Annotated in this window: 19 protein-coding genes; 7 read left to right on the plus strand and 12 right to left on the minus strand. The window is 71.4% G+C overall.

The window, feature by feature from the left end; translation table 11 throughout:
* Positions 1–54 precede the first annotated feature (54 nt).
* From ACFWE1_RS08530 to ACFWE1_RS08545, 4 genes are all read right to left on the minus strand, one after another.
* Complete coding sequence (locus ACFWE1_RS08530; RefSeq protein WP_376933011.1) at positions 55–1,125, minus strand: ABC transporter permease; 1,071 nt, start codon at positions 1,123–1,125, stop codon at positions 55–57.
* Entirely contained in the window at positions 1,122–2,102 is a 981-nt protein-coding gene (locus tag ACFWE1_RS08535; RefSeq protein WP_376933089.1) for an ABC transporter permease, read from the minus strand. Before ACFWE1_RS08535 ends, ACFWE1_RS08530 begins: the two co-directional genes overlap by 4 nt.
* A gap of 50 nt (positions 2,103–2,152) precedes the next feature.
* The gene (locus tag ACFWE1_RS08540) at positions 2,153–3,667 is read right to left on the minus strand and encodes a sugar ABC transporter ATP-binding protein (RefSeq protein ID WP_376933012.1); all 1,515 of its coding nucleotides are present in this window, start codon (positions 3,665–3,667) and stop codon (positions 2,153–2,155) included.
* 155 nt (positions 3,668–3,822) lie between these two features.
* The gene (locus tag ACFWE1_RS08545; protein ID WP_376933013.1) at positions 3,823–4,827 is read right to left on the minus strand and encodes a LacI family DNA-binding transcriptional regulator; all 1,005 of its coding nucleotides are present in this window, start codon (positions 4,825–4,827) and stop codon (positions 3,823–3,825) included.
* A gap of 151 nt (positions 4,828–4,978) precedes the next feature.
* Between ACFWE1_RS08545 and ACFWE1_RS08550 the strand changes: the two genes are divergently transcribed.
* From ACFWE1_RS08550 to ACFWE1_RS08565, 4 genes are read left to right on the plus strand one after another with little or no spacing between them, the layout of a single operon-like run.
* Entirely contained in the window at positions 4,979–5,347 is a 369-nt protein-coding gene (locus tag ACFWE1_RS08550) for an L-rhamnose mutarotase (RefSeq protein WP_376933014.1), read from the plus strand.
* Complete coding sequence (gene rhaI, locus ACFWE1_RS08555) at positions 5,344–6,510, plus strand: L-rhamnose isomerase (protein ID WP_376933015.1); 1,167 nt, start codon at positions 5,344–5,346, stop codon at positions 6,508–6,510. The genes ACFWE1_RS08550 and rhaI overlap by 4 nt, the downstream gene beginning before the upstream one ends.
* A gap of 1 nt (position 6,511) precedes the next feature.
* Positions 6,512–8,584: a bifunctional aldolase/short-chain dehydrogenase gene (locus tag ACFWE1_RS08560; RefSeq protein WP_376933016.1), complete on the plus strand. Its 2,073-nt coding sequence runs from the start codon at positions 6,512–6,514 to the stop codon at positions 8,582–8,584.
* Positions 8,581–10,032: a rhamnulokinase family protein gene (locus ACFWE1_RS08565; protein WP_376933017.1), complete on the plus strand. Its 1,452-nt coding sequence runs from the start codon at positions 8,581–8,583 to the stop codon at positions 10,030–10,032. Before ACFWE1_RS08560 ends, ACFWE1_RS08565 begins: the two co-directional genes overlap by 4 nt.
* A 36-nt stretch (positions 10,033–10,068) precedes the next feature.
* Here the strand turns inward: ACFWE1_RS08565 and ACFWE1_RS08570 are convergent, their stop codons facing one another.
* Both ACFWE1_RS08570 and ACFWE1_RS08575 read right to left on the minus strand, forming a co-directional pair.
* Positions 10,069–10,530 (minus strand): ImmA/IrrE family metallo-endopeptidase, encoded by a 462-nt coding sequence (locus tag ACFWE1_RS08570; RefSeq protein WP_376933018.1) that lies wholly within the window; start codon positions 10,528–10,530, stop codon positions 10,069–10,071.
* Positions 10,531–10,552: 22 nt separating this feature from the next.
* Positions 10,553–10,978, minus strand: a complete 426-nt coding sequence (locus ACFWE1_RS08575; RefSeq protein WP_376933019.1) for a helix-turn-helix domain-containing protein — start codon at positions 10,976–10,978, stop codon at positions 10,553–10,555.
* A gap of 128 nt (positions 10,979–11,106) precedes the next feature.
* Between ACFWE1_RS08575 and ACFWE1_RS08580 the strand changes: the two genes are divergently transcribed.
* From ACFWE1_RS08580 to ACFWE1_RS08590, 3 genes are read left to right on the plus strand one after another with little or no spacing between them, the layout of a single operon-like run.
* The gene (locus ACFWE1_RS08580) at positions 11,107–11,316 is read left to right on the plus strand and encodes a hypothetical protein (RefSeq protein WP_376933020.1); all 210 of its coding nucleotides are present in this window, start codon (positions 11,107–11,109) and stop codon (positions 11,314–11,316) included.
* A 49-nt stretch (positions 11,317–11,365) separates the two neighbouring features.
* Positions 11,366–11,746, plus strand: coding sequence for a hypothetical protein (locus ACFWE1_RS08585; protein ID WP_376933021.1), 381 nt, complete (start codon positions 11,366–11,368; stop codon positions 11,744–11,746).
* Entirely contained in the window at positions 11,743–12,003 is a 261-nt protein-coding gene (locus ACFWE1_RS08590) for a holin (protein ID WP_376933022.1), read from the plus strand. Before ACFWE1_RS08585 ends, ACFWE1_RS08590 begins: the two co-directional genes overlap by 4 nt.
* A gap of 2 nt (positions 12,004–12,005) precedes the next feature.
* Here the strand turns inward: ACFWE1_RS08590 and ACFWE1_RS08595 are convergent, their stop codons facing one another.
* From ACFWE1_RS08595 to ACFWE1_RS08620, 6 genes are all read right to left on the minus strand, one after another.
* Positions 12,006–12,728, minus strand: a complete 723-nt coding sequence (locus tag ACFWE1_RS08595) for a DsbA family protein (protein ID WP_376933023.1) — start codon at positions 12,726–12,728, stop codon at positions 12,006–12,008.
* Between the two features lie 116 nt (positions 12,729–12,844).
* Complete coding sequence (locus ACFWE1_RS08600) at positions 12,845–13,252, minus strand: hypothetical protein (protein ID WP_376933024.1); 408 nt, start codon at positions 13,250–13,252, stop codon at positions 12,845–12,847.
* A gap of 593 nt (positions 13,253–13,845) precedes the next feature.
* Positions 13,846–14,127 (minus strand): DUF1778 domain-containing protein, encoded by a 282-nt coding sequence (locus ACFWE1_RS08605; protein WP_376933025.1) that lies wholly within the window; start codon positions 14,125–14,127, stop codon positions 13,846–13,848.
* Between the two features lie 85 nt (positions 14,128–14,212).
* Positions 14,213–14,734 carry a GNAT family N-acetyltransferase gene (locus ACFWE1_RS08610; protein WP_376933026.1) on the minus strand — a complete coding sequence of 174 codons (522 nt, stop codon included), beginning with the start codon at positions 14,732–14,734 and terminating at the stop codon, positions 14,213–14,215.
* Between the two features lie 221 nt (positions 14,735–14,955).
* Positions 14,956–16,896: a heavy metal translocating P-type ATPase gene (locus ACFWE1_RS08615; RefSeq protein ID WP_376933027.1), complete on the minus strand. Its 1,941-nt coding sequence runs from the start codon at positions 16,894–16,896 to the stop codon at positions 14,956–14,958.
* Positions 16,893–17,249, minus strand: a complete 357-nt coding sequence (locus ACFWE1_RS08620; RefSeq protein ID WP_376933028.1) for an ArsR/SmtB family transcription factor — start codon at positions 17,247–17,249, stop codon at positions 16,893–16,895. The genes ACFWE1_RS08615 and ACFWE1_RS08620 overlap by 4 nt, the downstream gene beginning before the upstream one ends.
* Positions 17,250–17,285: the final 36 nt, after the last annotated feature.

Genomic DNA, 17,285 nt, shown 5'->3' on the forward strand with positions numbered 1-17,285 from the left:
CTTTCGTGCTGGCGACCGAGACGGATGCCGTCGGCCGGGGGACGCGCAGCGTCGTCAAGATGCTGTGGGTGCTGCGACGGAGGAGACCGGGCCCGAGCGTCGTCGCCGGACCTTCTGCAGCCAGGCGAGCAGGCTCGCGCTGACGACCGAGACCACCAGGAGCGTGCCGGTGATGACGTTGATGACGTCGGAGGTGACGTTCGCGAGGCGCAGCGCGCTCGAGAGCACGCCGATCAGGAGCACGGCGGCGACGACGCCGTACAGCTGGCCGCGCCCGCCGAAGACGGACACCCCGCCGAGCACGACCGCGGCGATCACCTGCAGTTCGAGCCCGGTGGCGTTGTCGCCGCGAGCGCTGCCGAAGCGCAGGGTGTAGAACACACCCGCGAACGCCGCGACGAGCCCGGCCGCCATGAACAGCAGGAACTTCGTGCGCTCGAGGTGCACGCCCGAGAAGCGCGCGGCATCCTTCGACTGCCCGATCGCGTAGATGCCGCGGCCGAAGGGCGTGAAGTGCAGCACCACCACGAAGATGACGAGCAGGATCAGGAACGGGATCATGATGTACGGGATCGTCGTGCCGGCGATCTTCGCCTTCGCGAGTGCCGTCCAGCCCTCGGGGAAGTCGGTGACGGCGGTCGTGCCGAGCAGGCCGACCGCGAGGCCGCGGAAGAGCGCGAGGGTGCCGATCGTCACCGCGAGCGAGGGCAGCCCGACCACGGTCACGAGGAAGCCGTTGAACGCGCCGCCGATGGCGCCGACGAGCAGCGCGAGCACGGCGGCCAGCTCGAAGGGCAGCCCGGCGTGCACCCCGGCGCCGGTGACGACGCTCGCCAGGCCGACCATGCTGCCGACCGACAGGTCGATCTCGCCGGTGATCATCACGAGCGTCATCGGCAGCGCGATCAGCAGGATCGGCGCGATGTCGAGCAGCAGGTAGTTGAGGGTGATCGGCTGCGCGAAGCCGCGCACCGTGAGCATCGCGTAGGCGACGACGAGCACGAGGAGCGCCACGATCGCCATCTCGCGGGTGAGCAGCAGCCGACGCCAGAGCGGCTTCTCGTAGTCGCGGCTCACCCGGTTCGTCGTGGCGGGCTGGGTCGCCGGGGTGGTCGTGGTGGTCATGACTCGTCCCTCGCTTCGATGAGTCGCTGTCTCTGCCGCACGGCGAGCCAGCGGTCGAGCACGATGGCGCCGATGATGAGCACGCCGACGACGGCGCGCTGCCAGAAGTCGGGGATGCCGAGGATCGGCAGCGCCCGGTTGATGGTCATCAGCAGCACGGCGCCGATCGCGGCACCCCAGACGGTGCCGATGCCGCCCGTGATCGCGACGCCGCCGATGACGGCCGCGCCCACGGCGTCGAGCTCCCAGCCGGCACCGGCCTGCGAGCTGACGGTGCCGTAGCGGGCGACGTAGAAGACGCCGGCGAGGCCCGCGAGCGCACCCGACAGGGTGAAGGCGGTGAGCACGCGGCGGGTGACCTTGAGGCCGTAGAGCTCGGCCGCGGCCGGGTCGGAGCCGATCGCGTAGTACTCGCGGCCGCCGCGCGTGTTGCGCATGTACCAGGCCGCGGCGGCGAGGATGGCGAGCGCGACGATGGCGAGGATCGGGATGGTGAGGAACTGCCCGGTGCCGATGGCGAGGAACTCCCTCGGCATGTCCGAGGCGTTCACGCGGGTCGAGCCGGCCCACATCACGTTGATGCCGCGGTAGGCGTAGAGCGTGCCGAGCGTGATCACCATCGCGGGCACGCGGGCGAAGGCGACGAGCGAGCCGTTCACGAGCCCGAGGAAGGCGCCGAAGAGCACGGCCAGCAGTACGACGACGGGGATCGGCAGGCCGGGCACGTCGATGAAGAGGCGGCCGGTGAGGTAGGCCGACAGCCCCATCACCGAGCCGACCGAGAGGTCGACGTTGCGGGTGATGATGACGATCGCCTGTCCGGCGGCGACGAGCACCAGGATCGACGGGGTGAGCAGCAGGTCGCGCCAGCCGTCGGTCGAGAAGAGGAAGCTCGGGTTCATCGTGGTCGCGGCGACGACCACGAGGACGAGGGCGATCAGGATGCCGAACTCGCGCGCCTTGCCGAGGGCGCCGATGTGCTTCGTGATCCCGGAGACGGGGATCACCGTGGTGGGGGGAGAGGAGGTCACGAGTGCTGCTCCGATGCGTGGGTGGCGGCGAACATCACGTTCTCGCTGGTGGCGTCTGCTCGGTCGATCTCGGCGGTGATGCGCCCCTCGCGCATCACCAGCACACGGTCGGCCATTCCGAGCACCTCTGGCAGCTCGGAGGAGATCATGAGGATGCCCATGCCCTGACCGGCGAGCTCGGAGAGCAGGCGGTGCACCTCGGACTTCGTGCCGACGTCGATGCCGCGGGTGGGCTCGTCGACGATGAGCACGTCGGGCTTCGTCGCGAGCCACTTGGCGAGGACGACCTTCTGCTGGTTGCCGCCGGAGAGCGTCGCCGCGACGGTGTCGAGCGCGTAGGACTTCACCTCGAGCCGGCTCGCCCAGACGCGGGCGGCCCGGTTCTCGAGCCCGGTGGTGATGAGGCCGAAGCGGGAGAGCTCGCGGCGGATCGCCATGGTGATGTTGCGGCCGACGCCGGAGTCGATGACGAGACCCTGCTTGCGGCGGTCCTCCGGCACGAGGGCGAGCCCGGCGCGCATGGCCTCGGTGGGCCGTCCGCGGCGGATGCGCCGCCCCTTGAGCGTGACAGTGCCCTCGCGGTACTGGTCCACCCCGAACACCGCCCGCGCGACCTCGCTGCGGCCGGCGCCGACGAGGCCCGCGAGCCCGACGATCTCGCCGGCGCGCACCGTGAAGCTGATGTCGTGGAAGACGCCGGGCGAGGTGAGCCCGTCGACTTCGAGCAGCGGCTCGCCGACGACGGTCTCCTGCTTGGGGAACAGCTCGGTGACCTCGCGGCCGACCATCTGCCGCACGAGTTCGCCAGGGGTGGTCTCGGCGATCGGGGTGGTCGCGATGTACGAGCCGTCGCGCATGACGGTGACGGTGTCGCAGAGGGCGAAGACCTCGTCGAAGCGGTGCGAGATGAAGATGAGCCCGCGGCCCTCATCGCGCAGGCTGCGGGCGATCGCGAACAGGCGCTCGGCCTCGACGCCGGACAGGGCCGCGGTGGGCTCGTCCATGATCAGCACCTTCGCGTCGAGCGAGACGGCCTTGGCGATCTCGATGACCTGCTGGTCGGCGATCGACAGGCCCTCGGCCGGGCGGTCGGGGTCGATGACGACGCCGAGCCGGGTGAAGAGCCGCTCCACCTCGTGCCGCATCGCCTTGCGGTCGATCCGGCCGAAGCGGCCGGTGAGCTGGCGGCCCATGAAGATGTTCTCGGTGACCGAGAGGTCGGGGAAGAGCGTCGGCTCCTGGTAGATGACCGCGACGCCCGCGGCCTTCGACTGGGCGGTCGAGGTGAAGTCGACGTCTTCGCCGTCGAGCCGGAACTCGCCGGCGTCGCGGCGGTAGAGGCCGGCGACGATCTTCACGAGCGTGGACTTGCCGGCGCCGTTCTCGCCGATGAGGGCGTGGATCGAGCCGGCCTGCAGGCGCAGGCTGGCGGAGCGCAGCGCCACGACGGCGCCGAACGACTTGACGACCTCCGAGAGCTCGAGGACCACGGGTGCGTCAGTGCTCGGCACGGGGTTCCTCCTCGTTGAGGGTGATGGGGGATCAATGGTTCGGTGAATCGGTGTGAATCGATTCACTTTCGATTCAGGGCAACTGTAGGCATCCGTCGCCCGTCGGTCAAGTCACGGATCGGATACGCCCCCCGGACTGGCGGGGCGACCGTGAATCACGGACCGGTCGACGCCCGCACGACCAGTTCGGGCTGGAAGCGGACGTGCCGGATGGCCGCACCCTCGGAGTCGAGCGCCTCGAGCAGCAGCTCGACCGCCGCCGCCCCGATCGCACGCGCCGGCTGGCGCACCGAGGACAGCGGGACCACCGCGGACTGCGCGAAGTCGATGTCGTCGTAGCCGATGAGGGCGAGGTCCTCGGGCACGCGCACCTCGCCGAGGATCGCGGTGCCCTGCAGCACGCCCACCGCGAGCAGGTCGTTCGCGCAGAACACGGCGTCGGGGCGATCGGCCGCGTCCCGCCGGGCGATCTCCTCGCCGGCATCCCGGCCGTGCAGCACCGTCAGCGCGTCGAGCTCGATCACCTCGAGCGTCGCCTCCGGCACCCCGGCGAGGGCGCGCCGGGCGCCCTCGAGGCGGTCGGCCACCTGGCGGATCGAGCGCGGACCGCCGATGTAGGCGATGCGCCGACGCCCCTGCTCCAGCAGGTGCGCGACGGCCAGCATGCCGCCCTGCACGTCGTCCACGGCCACCGACGGCACCCCGCCGCCCGGCAACTCGCCGTCGACGATCACGAGCGGGATGCCGCTGTCCGCGAGCCGGCGCACGGCGCTCGCCTCGAGGTCGGTCGGCGTCAGCAGCACGCCGTTGACCCGCTGCTCGCGGAAGAGTTCGAGGTAAGCGCGTTCACGGCTCGGCGTCTGATCGCTGTTGCCGAGCAGCACGGCCATGCCCTCGCGGGCGGCGCGCTCCTCCGCACCGCGGGCGACCTCGGCGAAGAACGGGTTCGCGCTGTCGAGCACGACGAGGCCGATGCTGCGGCTCCGACCGGCGCGCAGCTGCCTCGCGGCATCGTTGCGCACGAAGCCGAGGCGATCGATGGCGGCCTGCACCCGCGCGACGGTGGCGGGCGCCACTTTGTCGGGGCGGTTCAGCACGTTCGACACCGTGCCGACCGACACCGCGGCGGCGGCCGCGACGTCCTTCACGCTCACTGACATAGGTGGCCCCTCGCCCTGACGGTCGGTGATGGCGGATCGCTTGACGGATCCTTGGGGACCACATTACAGTTTGAAACGATTCACGGCTGGATCGATTCATTTCGGTGTCGACCGAGCCCTTCGAACCCCCGCGAGCCCACGAAGGAGTGCCATGCCCCGCGTCGCGTTCACCCTCCAGGTGCGCCCCGAACTGCTCGACGCCTACGTCGAGCGGCACACCCCGGTGTGGCCGGAGCTGCTGCGCGAGATCGCGGCGGCCGGGCGCCGCAATTACTCGATCTTCCTCGACCGCGAGCGGTGCACCCTCTTCGGCTACTACGAGACCGACGACGACGAGGCGGCCCGCGCCTACCTCGCCGACTCCCCCGTCGCCGCCCGCTGGGAGGCATCCATGGCCGAGTTCTTCGTCGGCCTCGAGGGCCGCGCCGACCAGGCGGCCGCACCGCTCGTCGAAGTCTTCAACCTGCACGACCAGCTGACGGCCTCCGCCGCCACCGACCACGAAAGCCCCGCATCATGACCGCCCTCTCCACCGCGCACCTCTCCGCCCTCGCCCAGCAGTCGGTCGAACTGCCCAGCTGGGCCTTCGGCAACTCCGGCACCCGCTTCCGGGTGTTCGCGACGCCCGGCACCCCGCGCGACCCCTTCGAGAAGATCGCCGACGCCGCGCAGGTGCACGCCTACACGCGGCTCGCCCCGGTCGTCGCGCTGCACATCCCGTGGGACCGGGTCGACTCCTACGACGCCCTCCGCCGGCACGCCGAGGACCTCGGCGTGACGCTCGGCACCGTGAACTCGAACACCTTCCAGGACGAGGACTACAAGTTCGGCGCCCTCGCCCACCACGACGCACGCATCCGCCGCAAGGCGATCGACCATCACCTCGAGTGCATCGACATCATGGACGAAACCGGCTCGCGCGACCTGAAGATCTGGCTCGCCGAGGGCTCGAACTACCCCGGCCAGAACGACATGCGCGACCGTCAGGACCGGCTCCAGGACTCCCTGCAGCAGATCTACGCGCGCCTCGGCGACGAGCAGCGCCTCGTGCTCGAGTACAAGTTCTTCGAGCCCGCGTTCTACCACACGGACGTGCCGGACTGGGGCACGAGCTACGCGCAGGTGAGCGCCCTCGGCGAGAAGGCCATGGTCTGCCTCGACACCGGCCACCACGCGCCGGGCACGAACATCGAGTTCATCGTGATGCAGCTGCTGCGCCTCGGCAAGCTCGGCTCCTTCGACTTCAACAGCCGCTTCTACGCCGACGACGACCTCATCGTGGGCGCCGCCGACCCGTTCCAGCTGTTCCGCATCCTCGCCGAGGTCATCCGCGGCGGCGGCCTGAACAACCCCGACGTGGCGTTCATGCTCGATCAGTGCCACAACATCGAGGACAAGATCCCCGGCCAGATCCGCTCGGTGCTGAACGTGCAGGAGATGACCGCCCGCGCGCTGCTCATCGACCGCGAGGCGCTCACCGCCGCGCAGGACGCGAACGACGTGCTCGCCGCGAACGCGATCGTGATGGACGCCTTCTACACCGATGTGCGCCCGCAGCTTGCCGCCTGGCGGGAGGAGCGCGGGCTCGCCGCCGATCCGATGGCCGCGTACCTGGCCTCCGGCTACCAGCAGCGGATCGCCGAGGAGCGCGTCGGCGGCGTGCAGGCCGGATGGGGGGCCTGAGATGACGAAGCCGAACGAGTCGACGAACCCGGCCGTCGCGGAGCTGATCGCCCGCAGCAACCGCCTGGGCGCGGACCCGCGGAACACGAACTACGCGGGCGGCAACACCTCCGCCAAGGGTGTCGCGGCCGACCCGGTCACGGGCGAGCCGGTCGAGCTGCTCTGGGTGAAGGGCTCGGGCGGCGACCTGGGCACCCTGAAGCCCGAGGGCCTCGCGGTGCTGCGCCTCGACCGGATGCGCGCGCTCCAGGGCGTGTACCGCGGCGTCGAGCACGAGGACGAGATGGTCGCCGCGTTCGACTACTGCCTGCACGGCACGGGCGGTGCGGCGCCGTCGATCGACACGGCGATGCACGGGCTGGTGGATGCCGCGCACGTCGATCACCTGCACCCGGACTCGGGGATCGCGATCGCGACGGCGGCCGACGGACCAGAACTGACCGGCCGGATCTTCGGCGACCGCGTCGTGTGGGTGCCGTGGCGGCGCCCCGGCTTCCAGCTCGGCCTCGACATCGCCGCGATCAAGGCCGAGCACCCGCAGGCGATCGGCACGATCCTCGGCGGGCACGGCATCACCGCGTGGGGCGACACCTCCGACGAGGCCGAGGCGAACTCGCGGTGGATCATCGACACCGCGGCGGCCTACCTCGCCGAGCACGGCGACCCGCAGCCCTTCGGCGGCGTGCGCCCCGGCTTCGAGGCGCTGCCCGAGACCGAACGGTACGCGCGCGCCGCGGCGCTCGCCCCCGCCATCCGCGGGATCGCGTCGAGCGAGAAGCCGATGATCGGGCACTACACCGATTCCTCGGCGGTGCTCGACTTCCTCGCCTCCGAGAAGGCACCCGCGCTCGCGGCGCTCGGCACGAGCTGCCCCGACCACTTCCTGCGCACCAAGGTGAAGCCGCTCCTCCTCGACCTGCCCGCCACCGCGAGCCTCGAGGAGCAGCTGGCCCGCCTCGCGGAGCTGCACGAGGCGTACCGTGCCGACTACCGCGCGTACTACGAGGCGCACGCGAGCAACCCTTCGACGGGCTCAGGGAGCACCCCGGCGATGCGCGGCGCGGACCCGCTCATCGTGCTCGTGCCAGGCGTCGGCATGTTCTCCTACGGGGCGAACAAGCAGACCGCCCGGGTCGCGGGCGAGTTCTACGTGAACGCGATCAACGTGATGCGCGGCGCGGAGTCGGTGTCGAGCTACGCCCCGATCTCCGACGCGGAGAAGTTCCGCATCGAGTACTGGGCGCTCGAAGAGGCGAAGCTGCAGCGGATGCCGAAGCCGAAGTCGCACCAGGGCCGGATCGCGTTCGTCACCGGCGCGGCCAGCGGCATCGGCAAGGCCATCGCCACCCGGCTCGCCGCCGAGGGCGCCTGCGTCGTCGTCGCCGATCTCGACCTCGAGAAGGCGCGTGCTGCGGCCGCCGAGCTCGGCGGCACCGACGTCGCGATCGGCGTCGCCGCGAACGTCGCCGACGCCGACGCCGTCCAGGCCGCGATCGACACCGCCGTGCTCGCCTTCGGCGGCGTCGACCTCGTCGTGAACAACGCGGGGCTCTCGCTCTCGAAGCCGCTGCTCGAGACCACCGAGGCCGACTGGGACCTGCAGCACGACGTCATGGCCAAGGGCTCCTTCCTCGTGTCGAAGGCGGCCGCCCGCGTGCTCATCGACCAGAAGCTCGGCGGCGACATCGTCTACATCTCCTCGAAGAACTCGGTGTTCGCCGGGCCGAACAACGTCGCCTACTCGGCGACGAAGGCCGACCAGGCGCACCAGGTGCGCCTCCTCGCGGTCGAGCTCGGCGAGCACGGTGTGCGCGTCAACGGCATCAACCCCGACGGCGTCGTGCGCGGCTCGGGCATTTTCGCCTCCGGCTGGGGCGCGAACCGCGCCGCGACCTACGGCGTCGACGAGGAGGACCTCGGCCAGTTCTACGCGAACCGCACGATCCTCAAGCGCGAGGTCGTGCCCGAGAACGTCGCGGACGCCGTGTACGTGCTCACCGGCCCTGAGCTCAGCCGCACCACCGGCCTGCACATCCCCGTCGACTCGGGCGTCGCCGCCGCCTTCCTGCGATGAACGGAGGGCGCGCCGGCGCGCCGCGGCCGGCCGGCACGGTCGCGGCCGTCGATCTCGGCGCCACGAGCGGGCGGGTCGTGCTCGGCCGGGTCGGCCCCGACGCGCTCGAGGCGACGACGGTCGCGCGCTTCCCGAACACCCCGCTGTTCGCCGGGGACGGGCTGCACTGGGACCTGCTCGGCCTCTACGGCGACGTGCTCGCGGGGCTGCGCGAGGCATTCCGCCTCGAGCCCGAGATCGCGAGTCTCGGCATCGATTCCTGGGCGGTCGACTACGGGCTGCTGCGGCAGGGCCGCCTGCTCGGCATCCCGTTCCACTACCGCGACGAGCGCACCGCGCGCGGCGTGGCTGCGGTGCACGAGCGGATGCCGCACGCCGAACTGTTCGCCAGGAACGGCCTGCAGTTCCTGCCGTTCAACACGCTCTACCAGCTCGCGGCCGAGCCCACCGAGGTGCTCGCGCTCGCCGATCGGGCGCTGCTCGTGCCCGATCTGCTCGCCTACTGGCTCACCGGCGAGGCCCGGGCCGAGCTCACGAACGCGTCGACGACGGGGCTGCTCGACTGGTCTGCACAGGCCTGGGACGACGCCCTCATCGCCGGAGTCGGGCTGCCGGCCGGGCTCCGTGAGCTCCTGCCGCCGCTCATCGCCCCCGGCGAGCGCGTCGGCGCGCTGCTGCCCGCGGTCGCCGACTCGCTCGGCGGCGCGGCCGACGTCGTCGCCGTCGGCTCGCACGACACGGCGTCGGCCGTCGTCGCCGTGCCGATGCGGGCGGATGCCGCGGCGTACATCTCCTGCGGCACCTGGGGTCTCGTCGGGGTCGAGGTGGAGCACCCGGTGCGCACGCCCGAGGCGCTCGCCGCGAACTTCACGAACGAGGGCGGCGTCGACGGCCGGGTGCGCCTGCTGCACAACGTGATGGGCCTGTGGATCCTGAGCGAGACGGTGCGGGGCTGGGAACGCGAGGGGCACTCGGTCGAGCTGCCTGCGCTGCTCGCGGCCGCCGCCGAGGTGCCCGCGGGCTCCGTACCGGTCTTCGACGTCGACGACCCGCGCTTCCTGCCGCCCGGCGACATGCCGGCGCGGATCGGCGCGTGGTGCGCCGAGCACGGACTCGCCGCGCCACGGACCCGGGCCGAGATCGCACGCTCGATCGTCGAGTCGCTCGCCCAGGCGTTCGCGGATGCCGCGGCGACCGCCGCCCGGCTCGGCGGACTCGAGCTGCGCACCATCCACCTCGTCGGTGGCGGCGCGCAGAACGCCCTGCTCTGCCAGCGAACGGCCGACCGTGCCGGGGTGCCGGTGCTCGCCGGCCCGGTCGAGGCGACCGCGCTCGGCAACCTGCTCGTGCAGGCCCGCACGGCTGGATTCGTGGGTGGTTCGCTCGAATCGCTGCGCGACCTCGTCGCGCGCACGCACGAACCGCGCCGCTTCGCGCCTCAGGCCTGAGCGTCCCGGCGGCGCACCGGGCTCGCCAGGTGTCCGCTAGCGCGGTTCGGTGCCCGCCGACTCCGCGTCCGGGTGTACGCCGCGGTACTCCCACTGGCCGGCGCCCATCCGCGGCCGGGCATAGGTGACGCCGCGCACCCGTTCGAGGCAGTGCCGCTCGTAGGTGCGGATGAGCTCGACGGTCACGCCGAGATCGTCGGCGAGACGGTGCTGGTCGGGATCGACCCGTTCGAGCCGGGCGTACTCCTCGGGGTCGATCAGGAGTTCGGCGGCGAACACCTCGGCCTGCCGCTCGTGCTTCGGATTGGAGTGGTCGTGGCCGTAGTAGGCGTGACCGAGCTCGTGCGCGATCGTCACTCGCCGTTCGTTCGGCGTGAGCCGGATGTCGAAGTAGATGCGCTGCTCGTCGGGCGAGTAGAGGCCGAGCGTCTGCTCGTCGAGGTGGGTGGCGTGCAGGCGCACGCCGAGCGCGGCCGCCACCCGAACCAATGCCCTCACCCGATCCCCCGATACGGTCCTGCTACTTGCGCCTACCCGTTCGCGCCGCGAGGCGGTAGTCGTCGGGCGACGGTGGCTGCGGCGTGAACTCGTAGTCATCCTCGGCGTGGCCGCCGACACCGGCGTCGGCATCCGCCTCGACCCGGCGCAGCGCCTCGCGGAGCAGCCGCCCCGTCGAGACGGCGGCGAGCGGATCGGCGGGCGCGACGGCGACCGGCACCTCCGCCTCCTCGGCGGTCAAGTACCCGGCGGCGATCAACGCCTCGACGGGCGGCCGCCCGAACGCGCGCGCGTACGCGACGACCTGCCTGGGGTTCGGGTCGGTCGTGCCGCTGCGCCACCGCCCGACTGTCGCCGGGTCGACGCCGACGCGGCGCGCGATCTCACTGTTCCGCACGCCGTCGCCCGTCGCCTCGAGGTAGGCGCTCCACCGCATCCGCTCATTCACGGGCTCCAGCGTACGGCGGATGACGACGCGCCGCAATCGGCTTGCATTCGCGCAAGGCATCCTTCATATTGATCTCACGCAATTGAATTGCACTCGTGCAATGCAGGATCGACCGAACGGAGCTACGGATGAACCGCATCCCCGACAAGACCATCACCGCGATGCGCGACCTCGAGTTCGAGCGCATCATCGCCTACCTCGACGCGACCGCCGAGCCGACCCCGTGCTGCGCGAAGTGCCGGCGTGGCACGAAGGCGATGCTCGGCCCGTGCGGCTACGAGCTGCGCTGCCCCCGCGGCTGCCACGACCCCGCGCCCCGCCACGCCCGCCGACGCTGAACCGCACCCCCGCCCGCCTCACCCCATGACCCGAAGAACGGAGGACCGCATGACCGACCCCATCTCCCCCGACTGGCTCGCCGTCCTCGGCGACTGGCTCGAGGGGATCGACCTGCTGCAGTTCGCCCTCGGCACCGCCGCGCTCGTGCTCGTGATCCGGCTGCTCGTGCGGCTCTGGCCGTGGCTGCGCCGGGTGGTGGCGCTCATCGAGGCGCTCGGCACCCTGCCGGGATTCATGGAGCGCACGGATGCCTCGGTGCGCCGGCTGCGCCGCCAGGTCGAGGACGACCACGAGCGGCTGCACGACGAACTGCATGAGGAGCTCCGCGACGAGCTCCGCGACGAGCTCGCGCCCGACCCGGGCGCAGACCCGGAAGACCGAGCCCCGTCACCACGCCCCCGCCGCCGAGCCCCCTGGAGCCGACCGTGACCTCGAAGTACGCCGATGCGCAGTTCTGGATCGATGCCGCCGACCGTGCGATCGCGACCTTCGCGCAGGCCGCGATCGGCACGTTCGGGGCCGGGGTGACCGGCATCCTGCAGGTCGATCCGGTTCAGCTCGCCTCCGTCGGCGCCCTGGCCGCCCTGAGCTCGCTGCTCAGTTCGATCGCGTTCCGAGGCGGGCCCGCCGGCGACGGAGGCAGTCCGGGCCAGGCAGATTCAGCTCCTGACCTTAATGCGCGATAAGTTCAGCCCACACCCTTGTCTCCTTCGCGCGTCTCGAGCGCAGCCTCGATGGCGAGGCCGAGATCGTCGTAGCTCTGCAACTGCACCATCCGGTCGTCGATGAAGAACGTCGGCGTGCCCTGCACACCGAGCGCGTAGCCGTCGGCCTGGTCCGACTGCACGCGCTCGAGCGTCGCGGGATCGGCGACAGCCGCGTCGTACGCCGCCAGGTCGAGCCCGAGCTCCGCCGCGTACTCGCGGAAGAGCGGCGCCTTCGACTCGGCCTGCTCACCCCAGGCCGCCTGGGTCTCGAAGAGCTTCGCGTACATGGCCTCGAACGCGCCCTGCTGCGCGGCGGCCTCGACGGCGACCGCCGCCGTCTTCGAGTTGCGGTGGCCGTCGAGCGGGAAGTACCGCGCGACGAAGGTCACCTCGCCCGCGTACTGCTCGCGGAGCGACTCGACGAGCGGATAGAACGCCCCGCACGCCTCGCACTCGAAGTCGAGGAACTCGACCACGGTGACCCCGCTCGTGCCGGGCTCGCCGAGCACGTGGCTGTCGTCGCGGACCATGGGGACCGCACTCGCGCCCGGGGTCTCCGCGGCGCCGGGGGCGGGCGACGCCCCGCCGGGCCGCAGCAGGGCGAAGGCGAGGCCGACGACGACGAGGAAGGCGCCGACGAGGGCGAGGTTGATCCAGAGCACCCGACGACTGCGTCGGCCGGGGGCGGTGGCGTGCGATGACATGGCGGGTCCTTCGGAGGGATGGCGCGGCGAGGCGCGCGCGACGTGCGGAAGCGGGACGGGCGGAGGCCCGGAGGGGCAAGCGAACTCGGCTCGCCGGCGCGGCATCGACGGGCGGCTCAGGTCCGACTGATGCCGAGCGCGTCCAGCGCCACCGCCGGTGCCGGACCCGCGGGCGGGCGCTGGGGCGTGCGCCGCTGGAGGCGGACGGATCGACGCGCGAGCAGCACCGGTGCGGCGCGCAGACGAGGGCCGACCAGCAGCAGCACGATCGCGCAGCCGACGCCGAGGCAGAGGGCCAGCAGCCCGTCACCGCTGCTGTCGGGCGCCGCCGGCGACGAGGAGGCCTCGACCGCGACGCCCCCGTACGCCGCCGGCGCGCTCAGGCTGGAGCCATGGGCCGCCGGCCCGGCGTGCCCCGCCTCGAGCGCGTGCCCGAACAGCAGTGCCGCGCACGTCCCGACGACGAGCAGCATCGCGAGCAGCGCCGCACGCAGCGGCACGAGCGCGGTCGAGGGCGTCGGCACCGGGGCTCCCTGGGGTCGGGGTCCTCGCCAAGATAGCAAACCGGACCGGGCGGTCCCTCAAGCCCGGCTGAGCGCGCGGGGGCGGCGGGCCGCCCGGATGCCGTTGAGGATCACCACGACCTCCGCCACCTCGTGCACGAGGACGACGCCGGCGCCTCGCGAGACTTCGGCAGGCAGCCGATCAACCCGTAGAACCAATGGGCGGGCCTGCTCCACATCGCAGCAGGTCCGCCCGGGAAAGTCCCAAGGGAATAAGAACCTGACGAGGAATCCAGGAGACGGAATCAACAGCTCGAGCTTCGCCATCAGCATCACGGACGATCTCGATGGAGCTAGCGCACACCGTACCGCCAACGAACTCGCCTTCGATATCGACGATCTGGCTGCCGGTGCCAGAGGGCTTGCTACTGAAAGCCACAGTCGATGAATCAACTACCTGGCGCCCATCGGCCTGCCAGTCGCCTACAGACTTCGCCACCGGTCCTGGTGGCGAGCGCAGGATGGGAATATCCGAACACCCGGCGAACGTAAGAACACACGGCGAGCGTAAGGGGCCCGGAGCCAACGGCTCCGGGCCCCAAGATGCTCATGCGTCAGCGGGACAGTGCTCCAGCCTCTTGGGCCGCCCGGACCCTTCGGACGAGGTCAGCAAGGGGCTTCGAAGCAGCCGCCGGTTCGCTGAGGGCTTGGTCGATCTGATTCACCTCGTGCGGGGTGAGCTTGAGAAGGGTGTCCTGGAGGTGGACTTCGCGGGCACGCTCCATGGCGGCTCCGAGAACGAATGAGGTGACGTCCTGCTGCTGCAGCTCTGCTGCGGCAGTCAGCATAAAGCGGGACTCCTCTGAGATGCGGAGATTCAGGCGTTCGGTCTTCAAGGCGGCGTTTCCTTACACATCCACGTAGAACAATATGTACGTACGTCGTGTGTACATTAGCAGGGTGGCTGACTGGCGTGAAGGGTTACTCAGCTGCTTCGAAGGTTGCTCGGAGATTTGCCACGGTCATGAACAGTCGAAGCGGATGGTCTTCGAAGGGCTGGAAGCCGAGTTTTCGGTAGAAGGCGCTGACGTCGAGACTCAGTGCATCGACGATCACGAGTTGGAACCCGACGTCAAAGCTCACCCCCAGAATGCGTTGCAGCGCGTCAACCAAAAGGCGAGTCCCGAGCCCGGTTCCACTCTCAGCCTTGGTCACCCCGAGCTGAGCGATGAGTACGGCAGGTACCGGGTACTTGCTGGAGCCGAGGCCAAACGTGGCGGCATGCTCGTCGGGTGTCAGCTCGTACGTCTTTGTGCAGTAGTAGCCGAGGACGACACCGTCGCGCACGGCGAGGAAGGTGCGCGTGGTACCCCGCTTCTCTGATTGGGTGGCGTTCTCTTGTAGCCAGCGGTTCACAGACACCTCGCCGCAATCGAAATCGGCGCGCGCGTACGTGCGGTCGTAGGGCACGATCTGAATCGGGTCTTCGTCAGCGCGCAACATGTAGCTTCCGCGGTGGGTGTGTGCTTCCACTTCTAGCAGGGACGCAACGACACTGCCCCATTTTCACAACTGCATCAGCCCAACTTCAGGGGCGGTGCGACCGCGGCCCGCGCGCTCATCCCGGGCGGCCTGCCCGGAATCCTTGATGGTTCGAGAGTGCCACGGCGAAGCGCCTCGGCGCTCTCGTTGACCATGGCCTCCAAACCGGACCGGGCGGTCCCTCAAGCCCGGCTGAGCGCGCGGGGGCGGCGGGCCGCCCGGATGCCGTTGAGGATCACCACGAGCTCCGCCACCTCGTGCACGAGGACGACGCCCGCGAGTCCGAGCACGCCGAACAGCGCGAGCGGGAACAGCACGACGATGATCGCGAGCGCGAGCCCGATGTTCCACGTCATGATGCGCCGGCCGCGACGGGCGTGCGCGAAAGCGACGGGGAGGAGCCGCAGGTCGTGCCCCATGAACGCGACGTCCGCCGACTCCACCGCCGCCGCGGATCCGTGCACCCCCATCGCGATGCCGACCGTCGCCGTCGCGAGCGCGGGGGCGTCGTTGATGCCGTCGCCGACCATGGCGGTGGGCCGCTCGGCAAGCATCGCCTGCACGGCGGCGGCCTTGTCGGCGGGCAGCTGCTCGGCGCGCACCTCGGCGATGCCCGCCTGCGCGGCGAGCGCCCGCGCCGTACGCCCGTCGTCGCCGGTGAGCATGACCGCGTCGATGCCCTGCTCGGCGAGCATGCGGATCGCCTCCGCGGCCTCCGGCCGGAGCTCGTCGCGCACGCCGAGGAGTCCGGCGACCTCCCCGTCGAGTTCGACCACGACGACGGTCATGCCGGCCGCGGCCATCGCCTCGGCATCCGCCTGCAGCTCGGCCGGTGGGAGCCAGCGGACGCCGCCGACCCGCACGCGCACGCCATCGACGCGACCGGCGATCCCGTGCCCCGCATCCTCGACGACCTCGCTCGCTCGACGTTCACCGAACCCGCCGCTCCCGGCCGGCACGGGCGCCGCAGCGGTGACGGCCGCGGCGAGCGGATGCGTGCTGCCCGCCTCGAGCGCGGCGGCGAGGGTGAGCACGCGGTCGCGATCGCAGCCTCGGGCGACCCGCACGTCGACGACGGTCGGCTCGTTGCGCGTGAGCGTGCCCGTCTTGTCGATGGCGAGGCATCGGATCGTCCCGAGCCGCTCGAAGGCCTCGCCCGACTTCACGACGACGCCGAGCTTCGAGGCCGCGCCGATCGCGCTGATGACCGTGACCGGCACGGCGATCGCCAGCGCGCACGGGGAGGCCGCGACGAGCACCACGAGCGCGCGCTCCACCCAGGTGCCGGGATCACCGACGAGGAATCCGAACAGGGCGACGAGGGCCGCCACCACCAGCACCGCGGGCACGAGGGGGCGCGCGATGCGGTCGGCGAGGCGCGCCCGCTCGCCCGAGCGCGCGTGCGCCTGCTCGACGAGGGCGACGATCTGCGTGAGCGAGTTGTCGCGACCGTCGGCGGCCGCCTCGATGCGGACCGTGCCGGCGCCGTTCACGGCGCCCGCGGGCACCGCATCGCCTGGACCGATCGCAACCGGGATCGACTCACCGGTGACCGCGGAGGCATCGACGGCCGACCGCCCCTCGACTACGACGCCGTCGGTGCCGATGCGCTCGCCGGCGCCGACGAGCAGGAGGTCGCCGACACGCAACTGGGCCGCCGGAATGAGGCCCTCCTCGCCCGAGCGGAGCACCCGCACGCGCCCGGGCACGAGTGCCAGCAGCGCGCGCAGGCCTTCCTTGGCGCGGTCCATCGCGCGGTCTTCGAGCGCCTCGGCGAGCGAGAAGAGGAAGGCGAGCGCGGCGGCCTCGCCGACGTGCCCGAGCAGCACGGCCCCGGTCGCCGCGATCGTCATCAGCAGCCCGACGCCGAGCCGGCCCCGCAGCAGACGCCGCACCGCACCAGGCACGAAAGCCCACGCGCCGGCGAGCAGCGCGAGCCACTGCAGCACGAGACCCGGGATGCCGAGGCCGGACCAGTCGAGCGCGGTGCCCGCGACGAGGGCGAGCCCTGAGACGGCAGAGGGGAGCAACGCCGGATCGCGCCACCACGGCGGCCGCGAGGCATCCGCCTGGTGGTCGACGCCCGTGTCGTCGTCCGCGGGGCCGCAGCACTCCTCGCTCATGCGGCGCCGGGGCCGCAGCAGAGCGGCACCTCGCAGTGCGCGTCGAGACAGGGCGCCCCGTCATCGACGGCGAGCACCGTCTCGACCAGTTCTCCGATGGCCCGGGCGAGGTGCGGGTCGGCGATCTCGTAGCGGGTGCGACGCCCCTCGGGCGCCGCCACGACGAGCCCGCAGCCGCGGAGGCAGGCGAGGTGGTTCGAGACGTTCGTGCGGGTCAGCTCGAGTTCGCGCGCGAGCTCGGCCGGGTATCCCGGGCGTTCGAGCAGGGAGAGCAGGATGCGCGAGCGGGTCGGGTCGGCCATCGCCCGCCCCAGGCGGGTCAGCACGTCGAGACGGGTCGCAAGCGTCAGCATGCACTGACTATACAGTTCTCACTGACCTATCGGCGA

The organism is Agromyces sp. NPDC060279 (assembly GCF_042726785.1).
GTDB lineage: Bacteria > Actinomycetota > Actinomycetes > Actinomycetales > Microbacteriaceae > Agromyces.